18 protein-coding genes and 1 pseudogene are annotated in these 20770 nt (G+C 71.5%); 9 read left to right on the top strand and 10 right to left on the bottom strand.

The features are described 5' to 3' along the window. The first annotated feature begins 38 nt into the window (after nt 1–38). Nucleotides 39–596: a ribosome recycling factor gene (gene frr / locus K8638_RS09765; RefSeq protein WP_223754179.1), complete on the top strand. Its 558-nt coding sequence runs from the start codon at nt 39–41 to the stop codon at nt 594–596. After that, nucleotides 596–1645: a diguanylate cyclase gene (locus K8638_RS09760; protein ID WP_223754178.1), complete on the top strand. Its 1050-nt coding sequence runs from the start codon at nt 596–598 to the stop codon at nt 1643–1645. Before frr ends, K8638_RS09760 begins: the two co-directional genes overlap by 1 nt. Here the strand turns inward: K8638_RS09760 and cyaY are convergent. Further along, a complete protein-coding gene (gene cyaY, locus K8638_RS09755; RefSeq protein WP_223754177.1) occupies nt 1633–1965 on the bottom strand; it encodes an iron donor protein CyaY in 333 nt (110 codons plus the stop codon). The two genes, K8638_RS09760 and cyaY, sit on opposite strands and share 13 nt — an antisense overlap. Nucleotides 1966–1978: 13 nt before the next feature. Beyond that, nucleotides 1979–2473, bottom strand: coding sequence for a histidine phosphatase family protein (locus tag K8638_RS09750; RefSeq protein ID WP_223754176.1), 495 nt, complete (start codon nt 2471–2473; stop codon nt 1979–1981). Between the two features lie 185 nt (nt 2474–2658). Here K8638_RS09750 and K8638_RS09745 point away from each other — a divergent pair, with 185 nt between their 5' ends. Further along, nucleotides 2659–3327 carry a hypothetical protein gene (locus K8638_RS09745; RefSeq protein WP_223754175.1) on the top strand — a complete coding sequence of 223 codons (669 nt, stop codon included), beginning with the start codon at nt 2659–2661 and terminating at the stop codon, nt 3325–3327. Between the two features lie 21 nt (nt 3328–3348). On the opposite strand, the gene K8638_RS09740 is transcribed toward K8638_RS09745, so the two are convergent. Continuing rightward, nucleotides 3349–7128 carry an FAD-dependent oxidoreductase gene (locus tag K8638_RS09740; protein WP_223754174.1) on the bottom strand — a complete coding sequence of 1260 codons (3780 nt, stop codon included), beginning with the start codon at nt 7126–7128 and terminating at the stop codon, nt 3349–3351. 263 nt (nt 7129–7391) lie between these two features. Between K8638_RS09740 and K8638_RS09735 the strand changes: the two genes are divergently transcribed. Both K8638_RS09735 and K8638_RS09730 read left to right on the top strand, forming a co-directional pair. Continuing rightward, on the top strand, nt 7392–8327 hold the full coding sequence (locus K8638_RS09735) for a class I SAM-dependent methyltransferase (RefSeq protein ID WP_223754173.1): 936 nt from the start codon (nt 7392–7394) through the stop codon (nt 8325–8327). A gap of 12 nt (nt 8328–8339) precedes the next feature. Next, complete coding sequence (locus tag K8638_RS09730; RefSeq protein ID WP_223754172.1) at nt 8340–10232, top strand: hypothetical protein; 1893 nt, start codon at nt 8340–8342, stop codon at nt 10230–10232. Here K8638_RS09730 and K8638_RS09725 read toward each other — a convergent pair. The 4 genes and pseudogenes from K8638_RS09725 to K8638_RS09710 form a co-directional block, all read right to left on the bottom strand. Further along, nucleotides 10210–11055 carry a glycosyltransferase gene (locus tag K8638_RS09725; RefSeq protein ID WP_223754171.1) on the bottom strand — a complete coding sequence of 282 codons (846 nt, stop codon included), beginning with the start codon at nt 11053–11055 and terminating at the stop codon, nt 10210–10212. The genes K8638_RS09730 and K8638_RS09725 overlap by 23 nt on opposite strands. A gap of 31 nt (nt 11056–11086) precedes the next feature. Beyond that, nucleotides 11087–11287 (bottom strand): annotated as a pseudogene (locus K8638_RS45145) (DUF3253 domain-containing protein); the annotation flags it as partial. Between the two features lie 23 nt (nt 11288–11310). Beyond that, on the bottom strand, nt 11311–12120 hold the full coding sequence (locus K8638_RS09715) for a hypothetical protein (protein ID WP_223754169.1): 810 nt from the start codon (nt 12118–12120) through the stop codon (nt 11311–11313). Beyond that, a complete protein-coding gene (locus K8638_RS09710; RefSeq protein ID WP_223754168.1) occupies nt 12117–14354 on the bottom strand; it encodes a glycosyltransferase family 4 protein in 2238 nt (745 codons plus the stop codon). Before K8638_RS09710 ends, K8638_RS09715 begins: the two co-directional genes overlap by 4 nt. 41 nt (nt 14355–14395) lie before the next feature. On the opposite strand from K8638_RS09710, the gene K8638_RS09705 reads away from it, so the two are divergent. Further along, complete coding sequence (locus tag K8638_RS09705) at nt 14396–15487, top strand: glycosyltransferase family 1 protein (protein WP_223754167.1); 1092 nt, start codon at nt 14396–14398, stop codon at nt 15485–15487. 16 nt (nt 15488–15503) lie between these two features. After that, complete coding sequence (locus K8638_RS09700) at nt 15504–16016, top strand: hypothetical protein (RefSeq protein ID WP_223754166.1); 513 nt, start codon at nt 15504–15506, stop codon at nt 16014–16016. Between the two features lie 6 nt (nt 16017–16022). Here K8638_RS09700 and K8638_RS09695 read toward each other — a convergent pair whose 3' ends face one another. Next, nucleotides 16023–16547: an NADAR family protein gene (locus tag K8638_RS09695; RefSeq protein ID WP_223754165.1), complete on the bottom strand. Its 525-nt coding sequence runs from the start codon at nt 16545–16547 to the stop codon at nt 16023–16025. Between the two features lie 92 nt (nt 16548–16639). On the opposite strand from K8638_RS09695, the gene K8638_RS09690 reads away from it, so the two are divergent. Further along, nucleotides 16640–17365: a hypothetical protein gene (locus K8638_RS09690; protein WP_223754164.1), complete on the top strand. Its 726-nt coding sequence runs from the start codon at nt 16640–16642 to the stop codon at nt 17363–17365. Nucleotides 17366–17462: 97 nt separating this feature from the next. Here K8638_RS09690 and K8638_RS09685 read toward each other — a convergent pair whose 3' ends face one another. Together K8638_RS09685 and gmd are read right to left on the bottom strand one after the other, a co-directional pair. Continuing rightward, the gene (locus K8638_RS09685; protein WP_223754163.1) at nt 17463–18392 is read right to left on the bottom strand and encodes a GDP-mannose 4,6-dehydratase; all 930 of its coding nucleotides are present in this window, start codon (nt 18390–18392) and stop codon (nt 17463–17465) included. Next, complete coding sequence (gene gmd / locus K8638_RS09680) at nt 18393–19367, bottom strand: GDP-mannose 4,6-dehydratase (RefSeq protein ID WP_223754162.1); 975 nt, start codon at nt 19365–19367, stop codon at nt 18393–18395. Between the two features lie 122 nt (nt 19368–19489). Between gmd and K8638_RS09675 the strand changes: the two genes are divergently transcribed. Continuing rightward, entirely contained in the window at nt 19490–20764 is a 1275-nt protein-coding gene (locus K8638_RS09675; protein ID WP_223754161.1) for a myxosortase-dependent phytase-like phosphatase, read from the top strand. The last annotated feature ends 6 nt before the right edge of the window (nt 20765–20770 follow it).

The raw sequence follows: 20770 nt of genomic DNA, 5'->3' as shown, positions 1-20770 counted from the left end.
TGCCCGCCGACTTCGGAAGCTCTTAAGGAGAGACCACAATGAGTGGAGACGTCGTCGCCGAACTGAAGGGCCGCATCGACAAGACGCTCGAGGACCTGCGCAGGGAGCTGACCAAGGTGCGCACCGGGCGCGCCAGCATCTCCATCCTCGACGGCATCCGGGTGGACTACTACGGCACGCCCACGCCCCTGTCCGGCGTGGCCAGCGTCAACGCCCCGGAGCCCCGGCTCATCACCATCAAGCCGTGGGAGAAGAGCGTCCTCAAGGAGATCGAGAAGGCGCTGCGCGAGGCGAACCTGGGCATCAACCCGATGAACGACGGCGAGATGATCCGCCTGCCCTTCCCGCCGCTCACCGAGGAGCGCCGCAAGGACATCGCCAAGCAGGTGAAGACGAAGGGTGAGGACCACAAGGTCGCCATCCGCAACATCCGCCGCGACGCCAACGAGGCGCTGAAGACGCAGCTCAAGGACAAGAAGATCACGGAAGACGACCACAAGCGCATCACCGAGCTGGTCCAGAAGCAGACGGACGCCGGGATTGCCCAGGTGGACGACATCGTGAAGAAGAAGGAGAAGGAGGTCATGGAGGTCTGATGTCCTTCGTGCTCCTGGCCGAGCCCTCCGCCCCGGTGGCGGGCGTACTGCGCCGCTACCTGGAAGGGGCCGGCCACGAGGTGTCCTGGGTGGGCAGCGCCGATGAGGCCCTGCGCGCCGCCCGGGAGCGCCCCCCGGCCGTGCTGCTGGCGTCCGGAGTGGGCCCCCTCGACGGCGAGGCGCTGTGCCGGGGCCTGCGGGCCCAGGGCGCCTCGCCGCCGGTGCTCCTGGTGTACCCGCCGGACGAGGAGCATGCGGACCAGCGTGCCGCCGAGGCGGGCGCGGATGGGTGCCTGGTGGGGCCCCTCAAGCGCGCCAACGTGCTCACCTGCGTGTCGCTGCTGGTGCAGCGCGAGGAGGCCCGGGGGCTTGTGTCCAGCCCCGCGGGCGCGGTGTCCGCTGCCGCCCGGACCGCTGGCGCCCCGGCCGTGCCCTCGCGTGCCTCGGGGTTCGCCATCACCCCCGTTCCGGGCACGCTGGCCACCCTGGAGCCCGAGGGGCGCCGCGTCACCCGCCCGGAACTCCCGGCGGCGGGGGCGGCGTCGTCCCCGGACTTCGAGTTCCTCAAGCGGCTGATGCTGATGGAGGTGAAGCGCAGCCGGCGCTACCGCTACCCCATTGCCTTGCTGCTGGTGGAGCTGGACGGCTTCGCCGAGCGCGCCGCCGCGCTGGCCCCGGCCGCCCGGACGGCGGCGCTGGCCGAGGCGCTGGGGCTGCTGGTGGCGGGCGTGCGCGACATCGACGTGGCGGTGCCCTTCGCGGACAGCCGCTTCGTCGTCTTCCTGCCGCACACCCCTCGCTCCGGCGCGCTGGTGGTGGCCGAGCGCCTGTGTGAGCGGGTAGGGGCCCTGCGGGGGCTCCCGGGCACCAGCGCCTCCGTGGGTGTGGCGGTGTCCGAGCCGCCCGGAGGCAAGGGCGCGCCGTCCGGGGCCCAGGCCCAGGTGAGCTTCGGGAGCCTGCTGAAGGAGGCCGGCGAGGCGCTGCGGCGCGCGCAGGCGGCCGGCGGCAACCGGGTGGAGCCGGCGGGCGGGAAGCCTCAGCCGGGGTAGATGAAGTCCACGCCGCTGAGGTCGTGCACCACGTCCGCGACGAAGGAGAGCAGCTCCAGTCCCCGGCCCTTGTCGTCCTTCCAGGTGCTGGTGGCCGCGTCGTAGTCGAAGTGGATGCCCTGGCCCCGGCCGGCCACCCATATCTGCCGCACGGCGCGCTGGGTGTTGACGATGCACTTCTCCCGGGAGCGGGAGGTGAGCGTCACCATGTCGCCCGTGCTCTCGGCTTCCAGGATGTCCGGGTCGATGGCGTCCGCCGCCGCGAGGATGCGGCGGAAGGCGGCGGCGGCAAGCTGGTTGTAGCGGGCTTCGTCCATCATGGCCGCACGGGCCTCACTGGATGACGTCGAGCACCTGCTGGCCAGGGGCCGCGTAGAACAGGAACTTCATCTGCGGCGTCTCCCCGTCGACGCGCTCCAGGGCGATGACGGTGCCCGGGTTGACCGGCTTGGGGAAGGACTGCATGCCCAGCAGGTGGGCCGCCAGCGCGCCCATGGAGGGCTGGTGCCCCACGAGCGCCAGGTTCTGGTCCATGTGCTCCGTCAGGACGGGCTCCACCGCGCCCACCGGCATGTCCGGCAGCAGGCAGCGGTGCACCTTCAGCAGCCCCTCGTGCTTCGTCACGAAGGAGAGAATCTGCGCCGTCTGCACCGTGCGCACCAGCGGGCTGGTCAGGATGAGGCCCACCGGCCCCATGCGCTCCGACAGCGACGCGAAGTGCTGGGCGGTATTGGCGCGGGCCTTGGCGGTGAGCGCGCGCGCCTCGTCGCCGAGACCCTCGGGGATCTCCGCGTCCGCATCGCCGTGCCTAACCAGGAAAATCCTCAAAGTCCCTCCACCGCTTTCGACAGGACCGCGGTTCGTACACGAGCGTGGCCCGGTTGGTCAAAGGTAATGCGGCGATTGTTCAGTGGCCGGAACAACCTCGTCGTGACAGAGAGGGAAGGGAGTCACCGCCCGCCGCGCAAGTGGCTGGAATGCTCGGCGGCGCCGGCCCGTCTGGAGGAGAACGCATGCGCAAGGTGCTGTGGGGACTGTGGGTACTGCTGGCCTTCTCGGCTTGTAAGAAGGAGGAGGCGGCATCCCGTCCGGCACCCGAGCAGGCGGCCGGAGGCAGCGCTGGCGGCCCGGAGGACGGGGAGGACGGGGCGGGCCCCTACGTGGTGACGAAGGAGAAGCTGGACGCCTATGTGGGCTACCAGCGGCGGATGCTGGAGGTGTACGGCTCGCTCCTGAAGGGGCTGCACAACCTGGGGGCCCTGGTGGACGCGGGCACGCCGGAGGCGATGGCGTCCGCGCGCGCGGGGCTGAAGGTGGTGGAGGCCAAGGCGAAGGCGGAGGCCGAGGCCCGCGCGCAGGCGGGGCTGAGCGAGGCGGACGTCAACGGCATCGCCGAGGTGGTGACGGCCGTCATCAGCCAGCGGCAGCTCGGGCGCACGCTCCAGTACGAGGAGGAGCTGAAGAAGCTGGAGGCGCTCCAGGAGAAGCTGCCGCCCGAGCAGCAGGAGGGGATGGCGGCGCAGGTGGCCTCCATGCGGCGCCAGGTGGAGGCCTTCGAGAAGCTGGCCGACGCCCGGCGCGAGTACGGCGACGCCAACGTGGACGTGGTCCTCACCCGTGAGGAGGACCTGATGAAGAACTACCAGGAGATGCTCCGGGTCTTCACCGGCACGCGCCGGTGAAGACCGCGGGGAGGCCGCGCCTCAGACGCGCTTGAGGTGCGGCGCCTTCTTGAGGAGCTGTGCCAGGAAGAGGTCGGCGACCTTCTCCATGACGGTGTTGCCGCGCAGGCGCTGGTTGAGGTTGACGAAGTCCACCTGGTCCAGCCGCTGGTCCTGGTTGTAGCAGGAGAAGACCCACGTCTCCTTGCCGGTGAGCGGGTCCACGTGCCGCTGGAGGCACTGGGCGCAGATTTCCTTCATCATGCACTGCATCGGCGAGTTGATGGAGCCGATGGCCTCGTGCCCGGGCTTGAGGTGCGGCTGGAGCACGCCGTGCCGGGCCTCGGCCACCGCGCGCATCATCCGGTCCGAGCCGATGGCGATGATGCGGTCCACGTCGGCCAGGGAGACGACGGGCGCCGGGCCCAGCGTGTTCTCCGCGTAGGCCAGCATGGCCTGCACCACGTTGCCCCGGAAGGCCGAGTCCTGCGGGCGGCGGGGCTCGATGGTGTCGCCGCCGTCCACGGACCACACAATCTGGTCCGTGCCGGCCTCAATCTCGTCACGCTTGAAGACGTCCGACTTCTGCCGGAAGCCGGCGAAGTAGACGACGCGGCAGCCGGCCGCCTTGAGCGAGCGGGCGATGGAGAAGAGCACCGCGTTGCCCAGGCCGCCGCCCACGAGGGCCACCGTCTCGTTGTGGCCAATCTCGGTGGGCGCGCCGGTGGGGCCCATCAGGACGACGGGCTCGCCGGGCCGGAGCGCGGCGCACAGGCGCGAGGACGAGCCCATCTCCAGGACGATGGTGCCCATCAGCCCCTTCTCCTTGTCCACCCACGCGCCGGTGAGGGCCAGGCCCTCCATGGTGAGGCGCATGCCGTCCACCACGGGCGCGGTCCGCTCGAAGTTCTGCAGGCGGTAGAACTGGCCGGGCGAGAAGTGGCTGGCCGCGAAGGGCGCGCGCACCACCACCTCCACAATCGTGGGCGTCAGGCGGTTGACGGCGACGACGGTGGCCGTGAAGGCGTCATCCAGCTTCGCGAAGTGCGCGGCGCGCTGCTCGTCGCGCCGGGACTGGGCCAGCTCGTCGGTGAAGTCGAGCGCCGAGATTTCCTTCGCGTACAGGCGCGCCACCTCGGGGTGGCCGTCCTTGGCGCTGGCCATGGCCTTCACCACGTTGCCCGCGTAGGCGGGGTGGTTGTCGCCGTAGAAGGAGATGAAGCGGCCGTCCTTCCGGTAGCTGGTGAAGAAGCCCGCCTTCACCGCCGGGTCCTCCTTCGCCTCCACGGGCTGGAGGCTGAAGCCGCCGCCGTCCTCCACCAGCTCGTGGCCCTGGAAGTACTCGCCGGCCTCGTCGAGCTGGAAGGTGCCCGGGTATTCCTTCTCGTACGTGACGTTGGGGGACGTGCCGGCGGCGACGCACACCGTGCGCGCGGGCAGCTCGAAGAACTGGCCGCTGCCCTTCAGCTTGCCGTCCACCGTCACCATGCGCTCGAAGCGCAGGGCGCGCACCGCGCCGGTGGCGTCCGGCAGGGCCTCCACCGGGCTCATTCGCTCGATGAAGCGGATGCCCTCTTCCAGGGCCTTCGTCACTTCCTCGTGGTTGAGGCGGTAGGCGGGGGACTCGGTGAGGCCGCGGCGGTAGACGAGGCTCACGCCGCCCCAGGCGCGCACCAGCTGGATGAAGTCCGGGGCGCGGCCCTCGGCCCGGGCCTTCTCGCGCTCGGCGCGCACGGCGCGGCCGTGCTCCAGGAACGTCGCATAGGTGGCGCGCTCCTCCGTGTCCAGGCGGGCCAGCACGGCCTCCTCGCCGATTTCCGCCACCAGCTTCTCGTGGCGGTCGAGCGTCTTCTCCACCTGCACCGGGTAGTACGCCATCAGCTCGGTGGCGGTGTCGATGCCGGTGAGGCCGCCGCCGATGACGATGGCGGGCAGCTGCACCTGGAGGTTGGCCAGCGAGTCCTTCTTGAAGGCGCCGGTGAGCTGGAGCGCCATGAGGAAGTCGCTCGCCTTGCGGATGCCCCGGATGAGGTTGTTCTTCATCCCGATGATGGTGGGGCGCCCGGCGCCGGCGGCGATGGCGATGTGGTCGAAGCCCAGCGCCCACGCGTCGTCGATGGTCAGCGTGCCACCGAAGCGCACGCCTCCGAAGATGCGGAAGCCCTCGCGGCGCGCCAGCGTGAGGTGGATGAGGGTGAGGAAGTTCTTGTCCCAGCGAACGGTGATTCCGTACTCGGACACGCCGCCGAAGCCCTCCAGCACGCGCTCGTCCAGCTCGCTCGTCAGGCGGGACCAGTCGCGGATGGGCTTGAGGGCGTGGCCGTTGCGGCCCACCAGCGCGTCGGGGAACGGCTCAATCTTGAGGCCGTCCACGCCGGTGACGGCGAAGCCCTCGTTGAGGAGGTAGTGGGACAGCGTGTAGCCGGCGGGGCCCAGGCCCACCACCAGCACGTTGCGGCCCGTGTAGGGCAGGGCGTACGGGCGGCGGACGTTGAGCGGGTTCCACCGGGTGAGCAGGCCGTAGATTTCGAAGCCCCAGGGCAGCGCCAGCACGTCCGTGAGGGTGGCCGTCTCCGCCAGGGGGATGTTCACCGGCTCCTGCTTCTGGAAGATGCAGGCCTTCATGCAGTCATTGCAGATGCGGTGGCCGGTGCCCGGGCACATCGGGTTGTCGAGCGTCACCATGGCCAGCGCGGCCACGGAGTTGCCCTCGCGCTTGAGCAGGTGCGCCTCGGAGATGCGCTCGTCGAGCGGACACCCGTTGAGGGGGATGCCCAGCGGGTTCTTCTTGAAGCTGTGCCCCTCCGCCACCGGGTCCTTCGCGGGGAAGCCCTTGGAGCAGGAGTCCTTCTGGCGCTCGTGGCAGATGACGCAGTAGTCCACCTCGTTCATCACGTCGCGCGGGGTGCCCCGGCGGTCGGTGAGCTTGAAGCCGTCGCGGTGGCGCAGGTGGTGCTCCAGCCCTTCCGTGACTTCGGGCAGCTCCGCGTCCGGGCGCTTGAGCTGGACGAGCTGGTCGAACACCAGCGGCTTGGGAATCCGGTGGGTGGGCCAGGTGTGGAAGAGCTCCTTCGTCTCCGGGTGCAGGGCGCGCGCGTACGTCCAGCGGTCCGCCAGGGACAGCAGGGCGCGGACGGCCTGGAGCTCGGCGGCGTCGTCGCCGTGGGTGACGAGGCTGGAGCCGAAGGCGTCACGGCCCTCCTGCGTGGACACCAGCACGGCGCGCAGCGCGGCCCAGCGGGCGCGCAGGGCCTCCGCCTGGGGCTGCAGCTCCGCGGGGAGGCCGCCGGAGAACAGGCGCTCCAAATCCATCAGCGTGAGGATGGACTCGGCGAGGCCGCGCTCCAGGTCGCCCGTGGCCACGGCCTCCGGGAAGCCCAGGCTCAAGAGCAGGCGCATGCGCGCGTCCAGAGAGGGGAACTCGGCCAGCGTGGGGCGGTCCGCGGCGCCCTTCTTGAAGACGCGGCGGGTGATGAACTCGCGCTTGAAGTCGAAGAGGGGAAGCTCGCCCTTCAGGCGGCCGGCCAGTCCGTCCACGTCCGCCTCGATGCGGAAGAGCTTCGCGACGAAGCGCGACATGTGGCGGGCCACGCGGATGAGCAGGTCCGACTCGGCGGGGCCGGTGAGGCTCGTGCCCCCGGACTTGCGGTACGCGTCGAAGGCCTGGAACAGCTCCGGTTCATCCCCGGCGAGCTGCGCGTCGAAGCGCTCCGAGAGCCGGCGCAGGCCGCGCGGGCGGTAGAGGTCCTCGAAGGTGAAGCCCGGCAGGCCCAGGGTCAGCGAGGGGGTGGGGTCGGAGGGCAGGTCGGTCAAGGCGCGCATATCACTGAAGGTGTAGGAGGAACCTGGAGGAACGGCCCCCGGGCGGGGCCTATTTCGCGGGCAGTCGCCCGGAAAGCAAGCGGGCTCGGCACCGGCCGTGAAGGGTGGCGATGGGAGCGATTGGCCCGGCTTCGGTTGTAACGCGCCGGGACGTGGCGGGCATACCACCCCCCGCTTCACCTGGGAGAGGGGGGCGGGCGGAAGCGGGACTCCCCCACCTGTCGTGTTGTGGGGTCTGGCCCCCGGGGATACGGTGCGCCGCCATGACGGAACGCGCCCACCGCCGCCACCCGGAGCCGCACCTGGCCCCGGTGCCCGACGCCTGCTACCTCTGCAAGGGAAGCCGGCTGCGGGTGAAGTTCCCGGCCCGAGGCGGAGGGGAGCCGGAGGGCGCGGCCGCCTACAACTGCACCTCCTTCGGGCACCGCAGCCACCCGCCCATCTGGGAGTGTCTGGAATGCGGAATGCTGTTCCAGTGGCCCATTCGCCCGGCGCGGGAGTTGCTGGCCGCGTACCAGGACGTGGAGGACCCGCTGTACGTGGCGGAGAAGGACAACCGCTACCACACGTTCCGCAAGGTGGTGCGGGCGCTGGGGCCGGCGCGGGGGCGGACGCTGCTCGACGTGGGCGCGTACTGCGGCTACTTCCTGGACGTGGCGCGGGAGGCGGGCTTCCGGCCGGAAGGGCTGGAGCTGTCGCGCTGGGCGGCGGGGCATGCGCGCTCGCTGGGCTTCACCGTGCACGGTGTTCCGCTGGCGGAGCTGGCGGAGCGGGGCGTGCGGTACGACGTGCTGACGCTGTGGGACGTGGTGGAGCACTTCGCGGACCCGCGCGCCGAGCTGGAGGCGGCCTTCCGGCTGGTGCGCCCCGGGGGCCACGTCTACCTGTCCACCATTGACGCGGGCAGCCTCGTGGCCCGGCTCCTCGGCGGCCGGTGGCCGTGGCTGATGGACATGCACCTGTTCTACTTCGGCCGCGCCACCCTCGCGACGCTGCTGGAGGAGGTGGGCTTCCGCGTGACGGACTCGCGGACGTACACGCACATCATCTCCGCGGACTACCTGCTGCGGAAGGTGGGCGCGAGCTTCCGGCCGGTGGCACCGGTGCTGGAGCTGGCGCGGCGCGTGGTGCCGGGGGCGTGGGCCATTCCGTTCAACCTGGGCGACAACATGCTGATGGCCGCCGAGCGGCCGGCCTGACTCCCTCTGCCTATGTCACCTCTACCGCGGCGGGTGCTCCACCCGCTGGTGCTGCTGGCCTTCTCCCTGCTGTCGGCGTTTCACACGTGGCCGCTGCTGTCGAAGCTGAAGGGGCACGTCGCGGGCGGGCGCGAAGACGTGCTGATGAACATGTGGCACCTCTGGTGGATGCGCCAGGCGGTGTGGGTGGACCCGCGGAACCCCTTCTTCGCGCCGATGCTGCATTGGCCGCTGGGCGCGGAGCTGTACTGGCACACGTTGTCCCCGGCCAAGACGCTGTGGGGCGTGGTGCTGCTGCCGTGGATGCCGGTGGAGACGGCCTACAACCTGGTCCTCTTCGGAAGCTTCGTGCTGACGGGGTACACGGCGTGGCTGCTCATGCGCTACCTGCTGGAGCGCGCGGGCTTCGCGCCGGGACTGGCGGCGGTGGCGGCGCTGGCGGGCGCGTGTGTCTTCGACTTCTCGCGCTACCACCTGAGCCACGCGACGACCCACCTCAACCTGTCCGCGCTGGAGGGCATCCCCCTCTACCTGTACTTCTTCCTGCGCTGGCTGGACGAGGGGAAGCGCCGGTGGTTGGCGGGCCTGGCGCTGGCCGCGCTCTACACGCTGCTGTGTGACTACTACTACCTGCTCTACATCGCGCTCTTCTCCTTCCTGTGGGCGGTGGCCGAGCGCTGGCGCCACGGGCCGCTGCTGTCCCTGGGGACGCTGAAGGACGCGGGGGTGCGCCGGGCGGGGCTGGCCGCGGTGGCGGCGGCGGTGGCGTGTCTGCCCGCGGTGGTGCCGCTGCTGGTGCACCTGTTCCCCGCGCCGCTGGCCATCCACCACGGGGACTCCGACTACTTCACGGACCTGTACGCCTTCTTCCTGCCGGACACGTTGTCGGGCTGGCTGGAGTCGATGCCCGCCCGGGCCCGGGAGTTCGCGCTGGGGGTGGTGCGCCACAAGATGTCCACCAACGCGGAGGAGGCGGGCACCTTCCTGGGGTGGCTCACGCCGCTGCTGGCCGTCTTCGCCCTCTGGAAGGGCGTGCCCGAGGGCCGGCGCTGGGCGGGGCTGGGCCTGGGCTTCGCGGTGCTGTCCATGGGCACGGTGCTGAACATCGGCATGGAGGACGAAGTGTCCCCCGTGGTGCTGCTCGCCGCCGTGACACTGTGGGTGGGGTGGTGGCCCGCGTGGCGTGGGCGGACGTGGCACCGGGACGTGACGCTGCTGCTGGGCCTGTGCACGCTGATGGCGTACCTGTCGCCGCTCACCGCGTTCAACGAGCCGCTGCGGGTGCAGGTGCCCATGCCGTACGTGGTGTTCAAGCACGTGGTGCCGCTCTTCTCGCGCGGGGGCATGCCGGTGCGCTTCGAGCTGCTCACCACGCTGGCGCTGGGCGTCCTCGTGGCCTTCGCGGCGGCGCACCTGGGGCGCATGGCATCCGGGCGCGCCGCGTTGGCAGGCCTGGGCGTGGCGGTGGTGGTGGCGGTGGTGCCCAACGTGGAGTACCTCGGCAAGCCCATGGCCATGCCGGTGCTGCCGGCGCTGCCGCCGGTGTTCGACGAGATTCGCGACGCGCCCATGCCGGCGGCCGTCTTCACGGACCATGTGCTGGGGCAGTGGGAACAGATATTCCACGGCAAGCCGGTGTCCTTCGCGCGCCTGTCACGGCTGCCGGTGCGCGAGGCGGAGATGGTGGAGCAGCGCATCTTCCGCGCGCTGGAGGGGCTCCATGGCGTGGCCGGCAAGGTGACTGCCGAGGAGCGCGAGCAGATGCGGCGCTTCCTGAAGGAGAACCATTACCGCTGGTACGTCGCGCACTACCACCACCCCATGCGCCACCGCTTCGTGGTGGAGGAGCTGGGCGGGGAACTGGTGCACCAGGACTCCTACGTCACCGTCTATCGCTTCCCGTGACGCCGGCGGGGGAGGGCAGGGACGGTGCTTGCTCGCGGGGCGCGGGAGCCGGCAGGGACACCCGGTTCAGCCTGCGCCGGAGCTGGAGCAGGCCCCAGAACATGCGCAGCCCGTCGAGGCCGGGGATGACCTTGGAGCCGCCGAAGTCCTCCCAGTCGATGGGGACCTCGAGGGCGCGGGCCCCCTGGCGCTTGAGCAGCACCAGCAGCTCCACGTCGAGGAGCCAGCGCTCCTCGCGCAACACGTCCAGCAGCGGGCGGAGCATGGACGCGCGGATGAGCTTGACGCCGCACTGCGTGTCGTAGAAGTGCAGGCGGAAGTTCGTGTCCGTCAGCGTGGCGAAGACGCGGCCTTGCAGATGGCGGTGGAGGTTTCGCACCACGCGGCGTCCAGCCATGAGGATGCGTGAGCCGGCAATCACGTCCGTCGCGCGGCCGGTGTCGGTGGTGGTCAGCTCCACCAGCCGGTGGAGTTCCTCCGCGCTGATGGCGCCGTCCGCGTCCACGAAGGCCAGCCACGTGGCGCCCGGAGACGCGCTACGCCAGCCCAGCCGGATGGCCGAGCCCTTCCCCTGGTTGCGAGGCGCGGCCACGTACGTGAAGCGGTGGGGCGCGCCCTTCGCGGAGAACCGGGCCTGGGCGTCGTCCACGCACGCGCGCTGGAGCGTGGCGTGCTCGGGGCGGCTGCCGTCGTCCACGACGATGAACTCCACCGGAGGGGCGGAGCGCTCCAGGAAGACGCGTGTCAGCTCCGTCACGTAGCGGGGCAGGCGCTGGCCCTCGTTGTAGGCGGGGATGACGATGCTGATGAAGGGCGCTTCCACGGGCCCGGTTTGACACGGGCCCGCCGGGTCGTCAATGCGAGGAATCCGGGGCCGCCGGGCCCTGACGCGGGCGCGGGCGGAGGGTGCCCCGGAGAGTGGACGGGGCCACCTCGCGGCCTCGCCGCGACGATGCCGGGCACGCCCCGCGGGACCAGCCTGCGGCCTCGCGCACGGGCTCCATGTGCTCGCGCCAGCGGGCCTCACCGAGCATGCGGGCGACTTCGGAGAGGCACGAAGTGGCGGCGCGGGGCCCGGCTACTTCCGGCGGCCGCGCTGCTTTGGCGCGGGCTTCCGAGCGCGCTGACCTGCGTTCCCCGTCGCGGGCGTCGCGGAGCTCTCGGGCTCGGGGCGAGCGCGGGGAGCGCCCTCCCGTGCGCGAGGCTGCTGGCCGGCTCCGGACCTGGCGTGGCGCGGCTTGGGCAGGACGGCCTCTCCGGCCGCCAGCGGCTCGGTTCCGGACCCGGCGGTGGGCTTCCGGTGGGAAGCGGACTTCCCCCGAGGCGCCTCCTTCGCGGGAGGCTTCGTGGGCTCCACCGCGGGAGCCGGCTTCGCGGAGGGCCTCGCCTTCTCGGGGGCCTCCCGCTCCTCCACCGCCCTCTCGGACGGCGCCGTCTTCGCCACGGCGGGTGTCTGCGCGGGGATGGGACGCCGGTCGTCCTCGGGCGGCCTGCCGCCCAGCCGCGCGCGGAGCTCCTCCACCTCGCGCCGCAGGCGAATCACCTCGGCGGAGAGCTGGGCGTACGAGTCGCGCACGTGCCCGTTGAACACGCGCTGCCGGCCCAGGGCCTCGTTGATGAACACCTGGCACGACTTGCGGAAGGCCCACTTCGCCACCAGCACGAGCTGCCCCGCGCCGCCCCGGTGCGTGTGCAGCGGCAGCGCCCGCGTGGCGTCCGCGTTCTCCTCCAGCGCGTGCAGGTTGAAGGTCAGCGGCTCCACCCTCGGCTCCACGCCCTCGGCGGGCACTTCCACCGGCTCCGACGTGGGGAGGCCGCGCAGGCGCAGGCGCTCCTCGATGCGCGAAATCAGCTCCCGCGCGGGGATGTCCCGTCCCAACAGCTTCATTGGCGATTCTCCTCGAGGATGCGTTCCATCTCTTCCCGGTAGGCCGCCACCACCTGTGGCCAGCCCTGCTTCTTCACGTACTCCAGACCCTTCTTCCCCATCGGCGTGCGCTCGTCACCCACCTCGCGCAGGCCCCGGATGAACGAGTCCAGGTCCGTGTACGTCCGTCCCGCCCCGCTGCGCTCCACCTGTCCCACCAGCACGTCCGAGCGCCCGTTCACCAGCACCGGCGTCCCCTGGGCGAACGCCTCCAGTGTCAGCAGCGACAGGCTCTCGTACCGGGAGGGCACCACCACCGCCAGCGCCCCGGCCAGCGCGTCGTGTTTGTCCTGCTCGTCGATGCGGCCCAGGTAGCGCACGCCCTCGCCGGACAGCTCCATGTTGCTGTCACCCGCCAGCACCAGGTCCGGCGCGTCCGCGTACCGCTCCTTCAGCGCGTGGTGGTGCTCCAGCAACTCCCCCACGCCCTTGCCCGGCTCCTGCCGCCCCACGTAGAGCAGGTAGTGCTTGCGGAGGCCGTGCTTCTCCCGGAAGCGCGCGCCGTCCGCCGCCGGCCGGTCCACCCCCACGCCCACCACCCGCGTCCGCGCGTGGTCCGGGAAGTACTTCTCGATGATGGTCAGCTCCTCCGGCGTGAGGCAGAGGAGCGCGCGCGGGCGCTCGAAGACGTCCGCGTACAGGCCGAAGCGGATGGGCGACTCGTCATGCGTGGTGGGCACCAGCAGCGCCCGGTCCGCCACCAGCGGCAGGCCCCACACCGTGGGCGCGTAGAGGTACGTGAAGAACAGGTACCCGTCGTACGCGTCGCGCGTGGTGGCGAGGTGATTCAAGAGCCCCGGGCACAGCGGGCCCTGCTCCGCCACCCACTGCTCCTCGCGCAGCCGCTCGTTCGGCTTGTCGAACACCTGCCGCGACAGCCCGTTGAAGCCCCGGATGTTGCGCACCCGCGTCGACGGGAAGCGCAGCACCTTGATGCCGTCCACCTCGTCCGGCCCCGGCGGGAAGGCGTTCTCCCAGGACAGGTGGTTCTTCGCGCACGTGGTCAGCACCGTGATGTCCCAGTGCGGGGCCATGTGCTCGGCCACCTGCGCGGCCAGCTTCTCCGCGCCGCCCGTCACCTCGCCGTAGCGCTGCACCACCAGCCCCACGCGCGGGCGCTTCGGCACCCGGCGCGGGCGCGGCGCGGGCCGGGGCAGCAGCCCCTCCAGCGCACGGGACAGGGCCGCCTGCGCGGACTCCGCGGAGAAGTGCTCCAGCCGGCGCGTCTGCCCGGCGATGACCGGCTCGCGCAGGGACAGGTCCTCGCTCAGGTCCACCGCCAGCTCGGCGAAGAAGGCGAAGCGCTTCTGGTCGAAGGCCACCCCCGCGCCCCCGAGCGTCTCCGGCACCGCCGCCGCCGCGTAGGCCAGCACCGGCACCTCGGCCGCCATGGCCTCGATGAGTGGGACGCCGAAGCCCTCGTGCTCGCTCATGGACACGAAGACGGACGCGGAGCGGTACGCGGCCACGAGCTGCGCGTGGCTCAGCCGCCCCAGGAAGTGCACGCCGCTCAGCCCCTTCGCCTCGCGCTTCAGCGAGCGGAAGTAGCGGCTGCCCGGCTCGTACCCGCCCACCATCAGCAGGCGCGCCTGGGGCCGCAGCCGCAGCACCTCGCGGTGCAGGGTGATGAGGTCCTCGAAGCGCTTGTGCGGCATCACCCGGCTGACGCCCAGCAGCACCGGGCCGGGGCCGGACAGGCGCTGGAGCATCTTCGGGTCCGCGCTGGCCCGGCTGAAGCGCTCCGGCTCGATGAAGAGGGGCACCGTGTGGACGTTCCGGTAGCCCGCGGCGCGCAGCTCCGCGGCGTTGAAGTCCGACACGCCGATGGCCACGTCCGCGAAGGGCGCCATGGCGGCGAGCTGGGCGCGCCCCGCCACCAGCGCGTCCTCCAGCGGCAGGCCCGTGTAGAAGCGCGCGGGGCTGATGTTGTGGAAGACCACGCCGCGCCGGCAGGGCAGGTGCATGAGCCGGCTGCTCAGCGGCGACGCGATGCCGTGGTGGTAGAGCACCAGGTCCCCGGGCTCCGGCCGCAGGGCGGAGGCGGGGCTGGCCAGACCCTCCAGGCCCGCGCCCACCTCATCCGCGTAGATTGCGCCCGCGTGGCCCATCCGGCGCAGCAGGAGCTGCAGGTGCAGCGCGGCCTGCCCGGTGGCGTCGCCGGGGACAAAGCTCGGAATCAACTGGTGGATCGCCATGCGCGCCCTGCCTATCACACGAGCGTGCTATGAGGCGCTCCGTGTCCATTGGCCCCATCGCCTTCGACGCGACGCTCTGGGACGAGCCCACCACCGGCATCGGCCTTTACACTCGTTGCCTGGCCTCGGCCCTGGAGGGACTGGGTGTGCGACTGGTGAGGCTCGGGGCGCACGGCTCCGGCGAGCACCCGCGCGGTGACTCCGGCCGCACCGCGTGGACGCTCGGCCAGCTCCCCGGGGTGCTCCAGCGGCTGGGCGCGCCGCTGTACCACGCGCATGGGAACTTCAATCTGCCCCTTACCCGCGTGCCCGGCACGGCCTACGTGCTCACGGTGCACGACCTGATTCCGCTGCTGATGCCGGACACGGTGTCCCGCGCGTTCCGCTGGCAGTTCCGCCTGTGGCTGGCGCGCAGCCTGATGCTGGCCGGCCAGGTGGTGTGCGTGAGCGAGCGCACCCGGCAGGATTTGCTGGCCCGCTTCCCCGAGGCGGAGGCGCGCACCGTCGTGGCGCACAACGGGGTGGACCATGTCCACGCGCCGGTGCTGGACTCCATCAGCGTGGACTTCCTGCGCGCCCTGTCGTTGCCGAGGGACTACGTGCTCTACGCGGGTTCGCTGGACGTGCGGAAGAACGTGGACCTGGTGCTGGACGCCATGGAGCGGCTGCGGGCGCGCGGGCGGCCGGTGCCGCTGGTGCTGGTGGGGCAGAGCTGGTTCGGCTCGGGCCGCGTGGAGCAGCGCGTCTCCCGGCTGCGCTCGGAGGGGCATGACATCCGCTCGCTCGGCTACCAGGGCGACGCCGTGTTCTACGAGTTGATGCGCCGGGCGGCCGTGTTCGTGTTCCCCTCGCGCTACGAGGGCTTCGGCCTGCCGCCGCTGGAGGCGATGCACCTGGGCACGCCCACCATCGTCTCCACCGCGGGCTCGCTCCCGGAGGTCTGCGGCGACGCGGCCCTGGCGGTGCGGCCGGACGACGCGGACGGGCTGGCGCACGCCATCGACCGGCTGCTGCGCTCGCCCGAGGAACGGCGGGCCCTGGCGGAGCGCGGGAAGGCCCGCGCGGCGGAGTACACCTGGAAGCGGACCGCGGAGCGCACCCTGGCGGCGTACGAGGCCGCGCTCCGGCGTTGATCAACGGAGGAGACTCATGCGAAAGCTCATCTGGAGTGGCGTGGTGCTGTGCGGACTGCTCGTCGGGTGCAAGAGCACGCCGGAGAAGACCGAGGAACCCGCGGTGACGCAGCCGGAGTTCCAGCCCGGCGAGTCACCCAAGAACACGACGTCCCAGGAGGGCAAGGCGCCCATCCAGCAACTCGTCATGGACGCGAGCGCCCAGCCGGGGGACCCGCTCACCATCGAGGGCTTCCGCGCCTTCCGGGACGTGATGGACGTGAGCGTGAAGCATGGGGGCGGCTGCAAGGACCACGTGTACTCGCTGGCGTGGGACGGCGAGCTCCGGGAGGGGACGGACGGCACCCCGGTGGCGAACCTGGTGCTGATGCACGACGCCCAGGAGGACCGGTGCAAGGCCATCGTCATGGCCACGCCCCGCTTCGACCTGAAGCCCATCGCGCAGCGCTTCCGCGAGAAGTACGGCAAGTCCTCCGGCGCGGTGGACCTGGCCCTGCAAGGCCAGCCCACCGTGCGCTACGAGTTCTGAGCCGCGCTAACGCGCGACGGCCGGACGGGCCTCCGTCACGCCCTCCGCGACGAGGTCCTCACGCAGCTTCGTGAGGACCTTGCCCAGCAGGTTCTGCCCCCGCCACTTCGACGGGTCCTGGATGCGAGGGTCCTCCGCGCCCAGGCCCACGCCCCAGATGCGGTCCAGCGGACTGGCCTCCACCAGCTCCGTGCCCGCGGTGGCCAGCAAGGTCTTCAAGAGCTCCGCGCTCTGGGTGAACTTCGCGCGGTTGCCCTCGTAGACGATGCGCTCCCGCTCGCGCTCCCAGACGGCGGCGTCGAAGTCGCGCACCTTGCGCCCCAGCGCCTTGTGCGTCTTGGGGGACGCGGACTTCAGGATGCTCGCCAGCACCTCCGCGTCCCCGAAGAGGCGCGCCTTGCCCGCCATCATGTACTGCTCCGCGCAGACGTAGCGGACCCCGTCCACCACGAACTCCGAGCGGTGCCACTGCGAGAACGGGGACTCCTCACGCCAGAAGAACGTGAACCTGCGCTGCTCCGCTCCGTCCATGTGCCATGCCTCCTGCTTGGTGTGGAGGTTACACTAACGTGTGACTCGCGCGAGCCTGACGTGGGGGGGATTACAATGCACACTGGCTCCCCATGAAGCTCTCCGACGCCCAGGTCCTGCTGGAACGCTGCTTCGCCGGCATGGCGGAGGGGGCGCCCCGGCTCATCGAGCCCGACGACTCGCGCTTCGTGCTCCGCCCGAGCGCCGTGTGGCTGGAGTACCGCTGGTACGTCCACGAGCGCGGCCTGGCCGAGGTGTTCCTCAAGTGGGGCCGCGTCCCGTCCGAGCAGTCCGCGGGGACGGAGGCGACGGTGCTGCGCGTCCACCTGCTCGGCGCCTCGCCGGAGCTCTCCGGGCGGGCGGGGAGGGTGCTCGAAGGGGGCACGCCCTCCCAGGAGCGCATCCTGGACCTCTTCGGTGATGACGGCGTGCGGCGCGAGTGCGTCTCCTTCGGCCGGACGAGCGTCACCGTGGAGCACTGGGACGTGTCCGGCCCCCGGCCGCTGCTGGAGGACGCGCGCTTCCACGCGCTCGCGGGCACGCTGGACGACCCGGACTCCACCAACGAGGAGCGCCACGAGGCCGTGCAGCGGCTGGCCGCGGAGCGCAGTCCCCGCGTGGTGGACGCGCTGCTCGCGCTGGTGGCACGCAAGCCGTCGTTGATGGCGCTGCGCGTGCTGTCCGAGTGGGGCGTGCTCCAGGCGCGGGGGCCGCTCCAGCGCGACCTGGCCGCCGTGCGCCCGGACAACCCGGCGGACCTGTGGACGCTCACCGCGCTGGACCGCCGGCTGGAGGCCTGGCAGGCGCTGGCGGGCTGAGCCGGCGCGGCGGGCTTCCGGACCTGCCGGCGTGGCTCGCGCCCCATGAGGGCCCGAGCCACGCGCGTGCAGGCGCCTTCGTGCGTCCCCGGGAGTCTCAGCCCTGGCGCGCCGGCACCTTGGGGCCGAGCACGTCGCGCAGCGCGTCCGTCACCGACAGCTTCGGCTCCCAGCCCAGCGCGCGCAGCCTGTCCGGCGCGCCGACGAGGCTCGGGATGTCCGAGGGCCGCAGCCGCGCCGGGTCCAGCTCGATGCGCGCCTCCACGCCGGCCAGCGTCAGCATCTCGTCCAGCAGGCTGCGGATGGTGCGTCCCTCGCCGCTGCAGATGTTGTACGCCTGCCCCGGCTCGCCCTTGAGGAGCAGCAGCCGGTACGCCTCCACCACGTCGCGGACGTGGCAGAAGTCGCGCACCGCCTCCAGGTTGCCCGTGCGCAGCACCGGGTCCACCGTGCCCAGGCCAATCGCGCGAATCTGCGAGGCGAAGGAGGGCACCACGAAGGTGGGGTCCTGCCCCGCGCCCAGGTGGTTGAAGGGCCGGGCCATCACCACCTCCAGCCCGTAGCTGCGGTGGAACTGCACGCCCGCCAGCTCCGCCGCGGACTTGGAGGCCGCGTAGGGGCTCAGCGGCACCGGCGGCATGGACTCGGTGGCGCGCGTGCCCTCGGGCACCGGGCCGTACACCTCGCCCGAGCCCACCAGCACCACCCGCGTCTTCGGCGCGGTGTCGCGCAGCGCCGTCAGCAGGTGCACCACCCCCATCGTGTTCACCGCGAACACACGAGAGGGGTTGTGGTGGCTCTTGGCCACCGAGCTGAAGCCCGCCAGGTGGATGACACCCTCGGGCTTCGCCTCGGCCACGGCGGCCTTCATCGCGGCCTCGTTGGCCACGTCGAAGTGCAGCGCGCTGCTGCTGATGCCCTCTCCGCGCGGCCCGTGCGCCTCGATCACCTCGTCACCCGCGGCGCGCAGCAAGGCGCACAGGTGCCGGCCAACGAAGCCGTCCGCTCCCGTGACGAGGATGCGCATCTACCGCTGCCCCGCCTTCAGACGCTCCAGGTCCGCGTCCACCATCATCTCCACGAGCTGCTTGAAGCGGACGGTGGGCTCCCAGCCCAGCTTCTTCTTCGCCTTGGAGTAGTCGCCGATGAGCAGGTCCACCTCGGCGGGGCGCACGAAGGCCGGGTCGATGTGCACGTGCTTCTGCCAGTCCAGCCCCACGCGGGCGAAGGCAATCTCCACCAGCTCGCGCACCGTGTGCGTCTCGTTGGTGGCCACCACGTAGTCGTCCGGCTCCGGCTGCTGGAGCATCCGCCACATGGCGTCCACGTAGTCACCCGCGAAGCCCCAGTCGCGCTTGGCGTCCAGGTTGCCCATGGGCAGCTTCTCCTGGAGGCCCAGCTTGATGCGCGCCACGTTGTAGGTCACCTTGCGCGTGACGAACTCCAGGCCGCGGCGCGGGGACTCGTGGTTGAAGAGGATGCCGCTCACCGCGAACAGGCCGAAGGACTCGCGGTAGTTCACCGTGATGTGGTGGCCGTACGCCTTGGCCACGCCGTACGGGCTGCGCGGGTAGAAGGGCGTCTCCTCCGTCTGCGGCACCTCCAGCACCTTTCCGAACATCTCGCTGGAGGACGCCTGGTAGAAGCGCACCTGCGGGCGGGTGTGGCGGATGGCCTCCAGCATCTTCGTCACGCCCAGGGCGGTGAACTCGCCCGTCAGCACGGGCTGGTTCCAGCTCGTGGGCACGAAGGACTGCGCCGCCAGGTTGTAGACCTCGTCCGGCTTGACCAGGTTCAGGAGCGCCGCGAGCGAGAACTGGTCCAGCAAGTCTCCCTGGTGGAGCTGAATCTTCCCGTGCAGGTGCTGGATGCGCTCGAACTTCTCCTCCGAGGAGCGGCGAACCATGCCGTGCACCTCGTAGCCCTTCGACAGCAGCAGCTCCGCGAGGTAGCTGCCGTCCTGCCCCGTGATTCCCGTAATCAGTGCACGCTTGGTCGCCATGGTCATTTTCTATGTTGGCTGGAGAACGCGCGGGTTCTACCTGACGGCATCACCCGCCGCCAACCCTTCCCCGCGTCTTCGGACTTGAAAGACATACTTCCCGTGACAAGGTAGGCGCTCCCATGAAGCCCAAGGAGCCGGTCATGCGCAACCCCACCCTCCTCGCCCTGGTGGCGCTGCTTTCCGGAGCGGCGGCGTCAGCGCAACCCGCCACGGTGGCGCCCCTGCGGGAGACCACACCGCAGGCCAGCGCCTCGGGTGGGGCGGTCGAGGACGTCGCGCTGTGGGTGAACCCCGCGGACGCTGGCGCCAGCCTGCTGCTCACCGCCCAGGGCAGTGCCGGCCTCATCACCTTCGGGGTGGATGGGCAGCAGGTGGACGCGGAGCTGGCGGACGGGCCCACCGTCAGCGTGAGCGCGCGCGACGACTTCCCGCTGGGAGGCGGAAACCGGACGCTGGTGGTGACGGCCAACAGCAACTTCAATGGGCTGACGGCCTACCGGGTGGACCCGGGGGGCGCGGACCGCGTGCTGCGCATCGGGGCTCCGGGCGCCTTCGCCGCCGGTCCCTTCACCGCCGTGGCGCTCTACCGTGCCTCCTCGGGCAGCTTCTACGCCTTCGCGGGCAGCCAGAACGGGCGCCTGGAGCAGTTCGAGCTGACCGGGGCGGACGGTGGGGTGACGGCCACCCCCGTGCGCGTCCTCCGCACGACGGGAGGCGCCATCGAGGGCATCGCGGCGGACGAGGAGACCGGCCTGCTGTTCGTCACGGAGGCGGGGCAGGGCCTGTGGCGCTACTCCGCCGTTCCCGACGGTGGCACGGACCGGACGCAGGTGTCGGCGCTCGGCGGCGGGCAGCTCTCCCTGACGGTGGGCCGGGTGGCCCTGTACCCCGCGAGCAACGGCGAGGGGTACCTCCTCGTGGCCGACACGGGCGCGGATGCGTTCGCCGTCTTCGAGCGCCGCTCCCAGGCCTTCATCGGCACGTTCCGCATGGTGCAGGACGGCGGCATCGACAGCGTGGAGGCCCCGGCCGCCCTGGCGGTGTCGCCGCGGCCGGTGGGCCCGGACTTCCCGGAGGGCCTCTTCGCCGGGCATGACGGCACCAACAGCCCGAGCCCGGAGAACCTCAAGCTCGCTTCCTGGGGAGCGGTGGCCCGGGCCTTCGACCCGGCGCTGCGCATCGAGACGTCGCAGGTGACGGACGGTGGCGCGGACGGCGGGGCGGATGCGGGAGCAGATTCCGGGCCCCCCGTTCGCCCGCCCCCCAACCCGCCCATTTCCGGCAATGGTGGCGACGAGGGCGGGGGGTGCTCGTGCGCCACGGCCTCCGTGCCCGCCTCCGCGGTGCTCGCGCTGCTCGCCCTGGCGCTCGCGGGCCGGCGCCGGCGGAGCTGATGCGCG

The organism is Myxococcus sp. RHSTA-1-4 (genome assembly GCF_020037125.1).
Lineage (GTDB): Bacteria > Myxococcota > Myxococcia > Myxococcales > Myxococcaceae > Myxococcus.
The sequence above is the reverse complement of the archived record's forward strand: the minus strand, read 5'-3'. Positions and strand labels throughout refer to the sequence as shown.

Excerpts from the sequence above, each read along its gene's own strand:
- frr (WP_223754179.1), top strand. The coding sequence starts at position 39 with ATGAGTGGAGACGTCGTCGCCGAACTGAAGGGCCGCATCGACAAGACG.
- K8638_RS09760 (WP_223754178.1), top strand. The coding sequence starts at position 596 with ATGTCCTTCGTGCTCCTGGCCGAGCCCTCCGCCCCGGTGGCGGGCGTA.
- cyaY (WP_223754177.1), bottom strand. The coding sequence starts at position 1,965 with ATGATGGACGAAGCCCGCTACAACCAGCTTGCCGCCGCCGCCTTCCGC.
- K8638_RS09745 (WP_223754175.1), top strand. The coding sequence starts at position 2,659 with ATGCGCAAGGTGCTGTGGGGACTGTGGGTACTGCTGGCCTTCTCGGCT.
- K8638_RS09740 (WP_223754174.1), bottom strand. The coding sequence starts at position 7,128 with ATGCGCGCCTTGACCGACCTGCCCTCCGACCCCACCCCCTCGCTGACC.
- K8638_RS09735 (WP_223754173.1), top strand. The coding sequence starts at position 7,392 with ATGACGGAACGCGCCCACCGCCGCCACCCGGAGCCGCACCTGGCCCCG.
- K8638_RS09730 (WP_223754172.1), top strand. The coding sequence starts at position 8,340 with ATGTCACCTCTACCGCGGCGGGTGCTCCACCCGCTGGTGCTGCTGGCC.
- K8638_RS09715 (WP_223754169.1), bottom strand. The coding sequence starts at position 12,120 with ATGAAGCTGTTGGGACGGGACATCCCCGCGCGGGAGCTGATTTCGCGC.
- K8638_RS09710 (WP_223754168.1), bottom strand. The coding sequence starts at position 14,354 with ATGGCGATCCACCAGTTGATTCCGAGCTTTGTCCCCGGCGACGCCACC.
- K8638_RS09700 (WP_223754166.1), top strand. The coding sequence starts at position 15,504 with ATGCGAAAGCTCATCTGGAGTGGCGTGGTGCTGTGCGGACTGCTCGTC.
- K8638_RS09695 (WP_223754165.1), bottom strand. The coding sequence starts at position 16,547 with ATGGACGGAGCGGAGCAGCGCAGGTTCACGTTCTTCTGGCGTGAGGAG.
- K8638_RS09690 (WP_223754164.1), top strand. The coding sequence starts at position 16,640 with ATGAAGCTCTCCGACGCCCAGGTCCTGCTGGAACGCTGCTTCGCCGGC.
- K8638_RS09685 (WP_223754163.1), bottom strand. The coding sequence starts at position 18,392 with ATGCGCATCCTCGTCACGGGAGCGGACGGCTTCGTTGGCCGGCACCTG.
- gmd (WP_223754162.1), bottom strand. The coding sequence starts at position 19,367 with ATGGCGACCAAGCGTGCACTGATTACGGGAATCACGGGGCAGGACGGC.
- K8638_RS09675 (WP_223754161.1), top strand. The coding sequence starts at position 19,490 with ATGAAGCCCAAGGAGCCGGTCATGCGCAACCCCACCCTCCTCGCCCTG.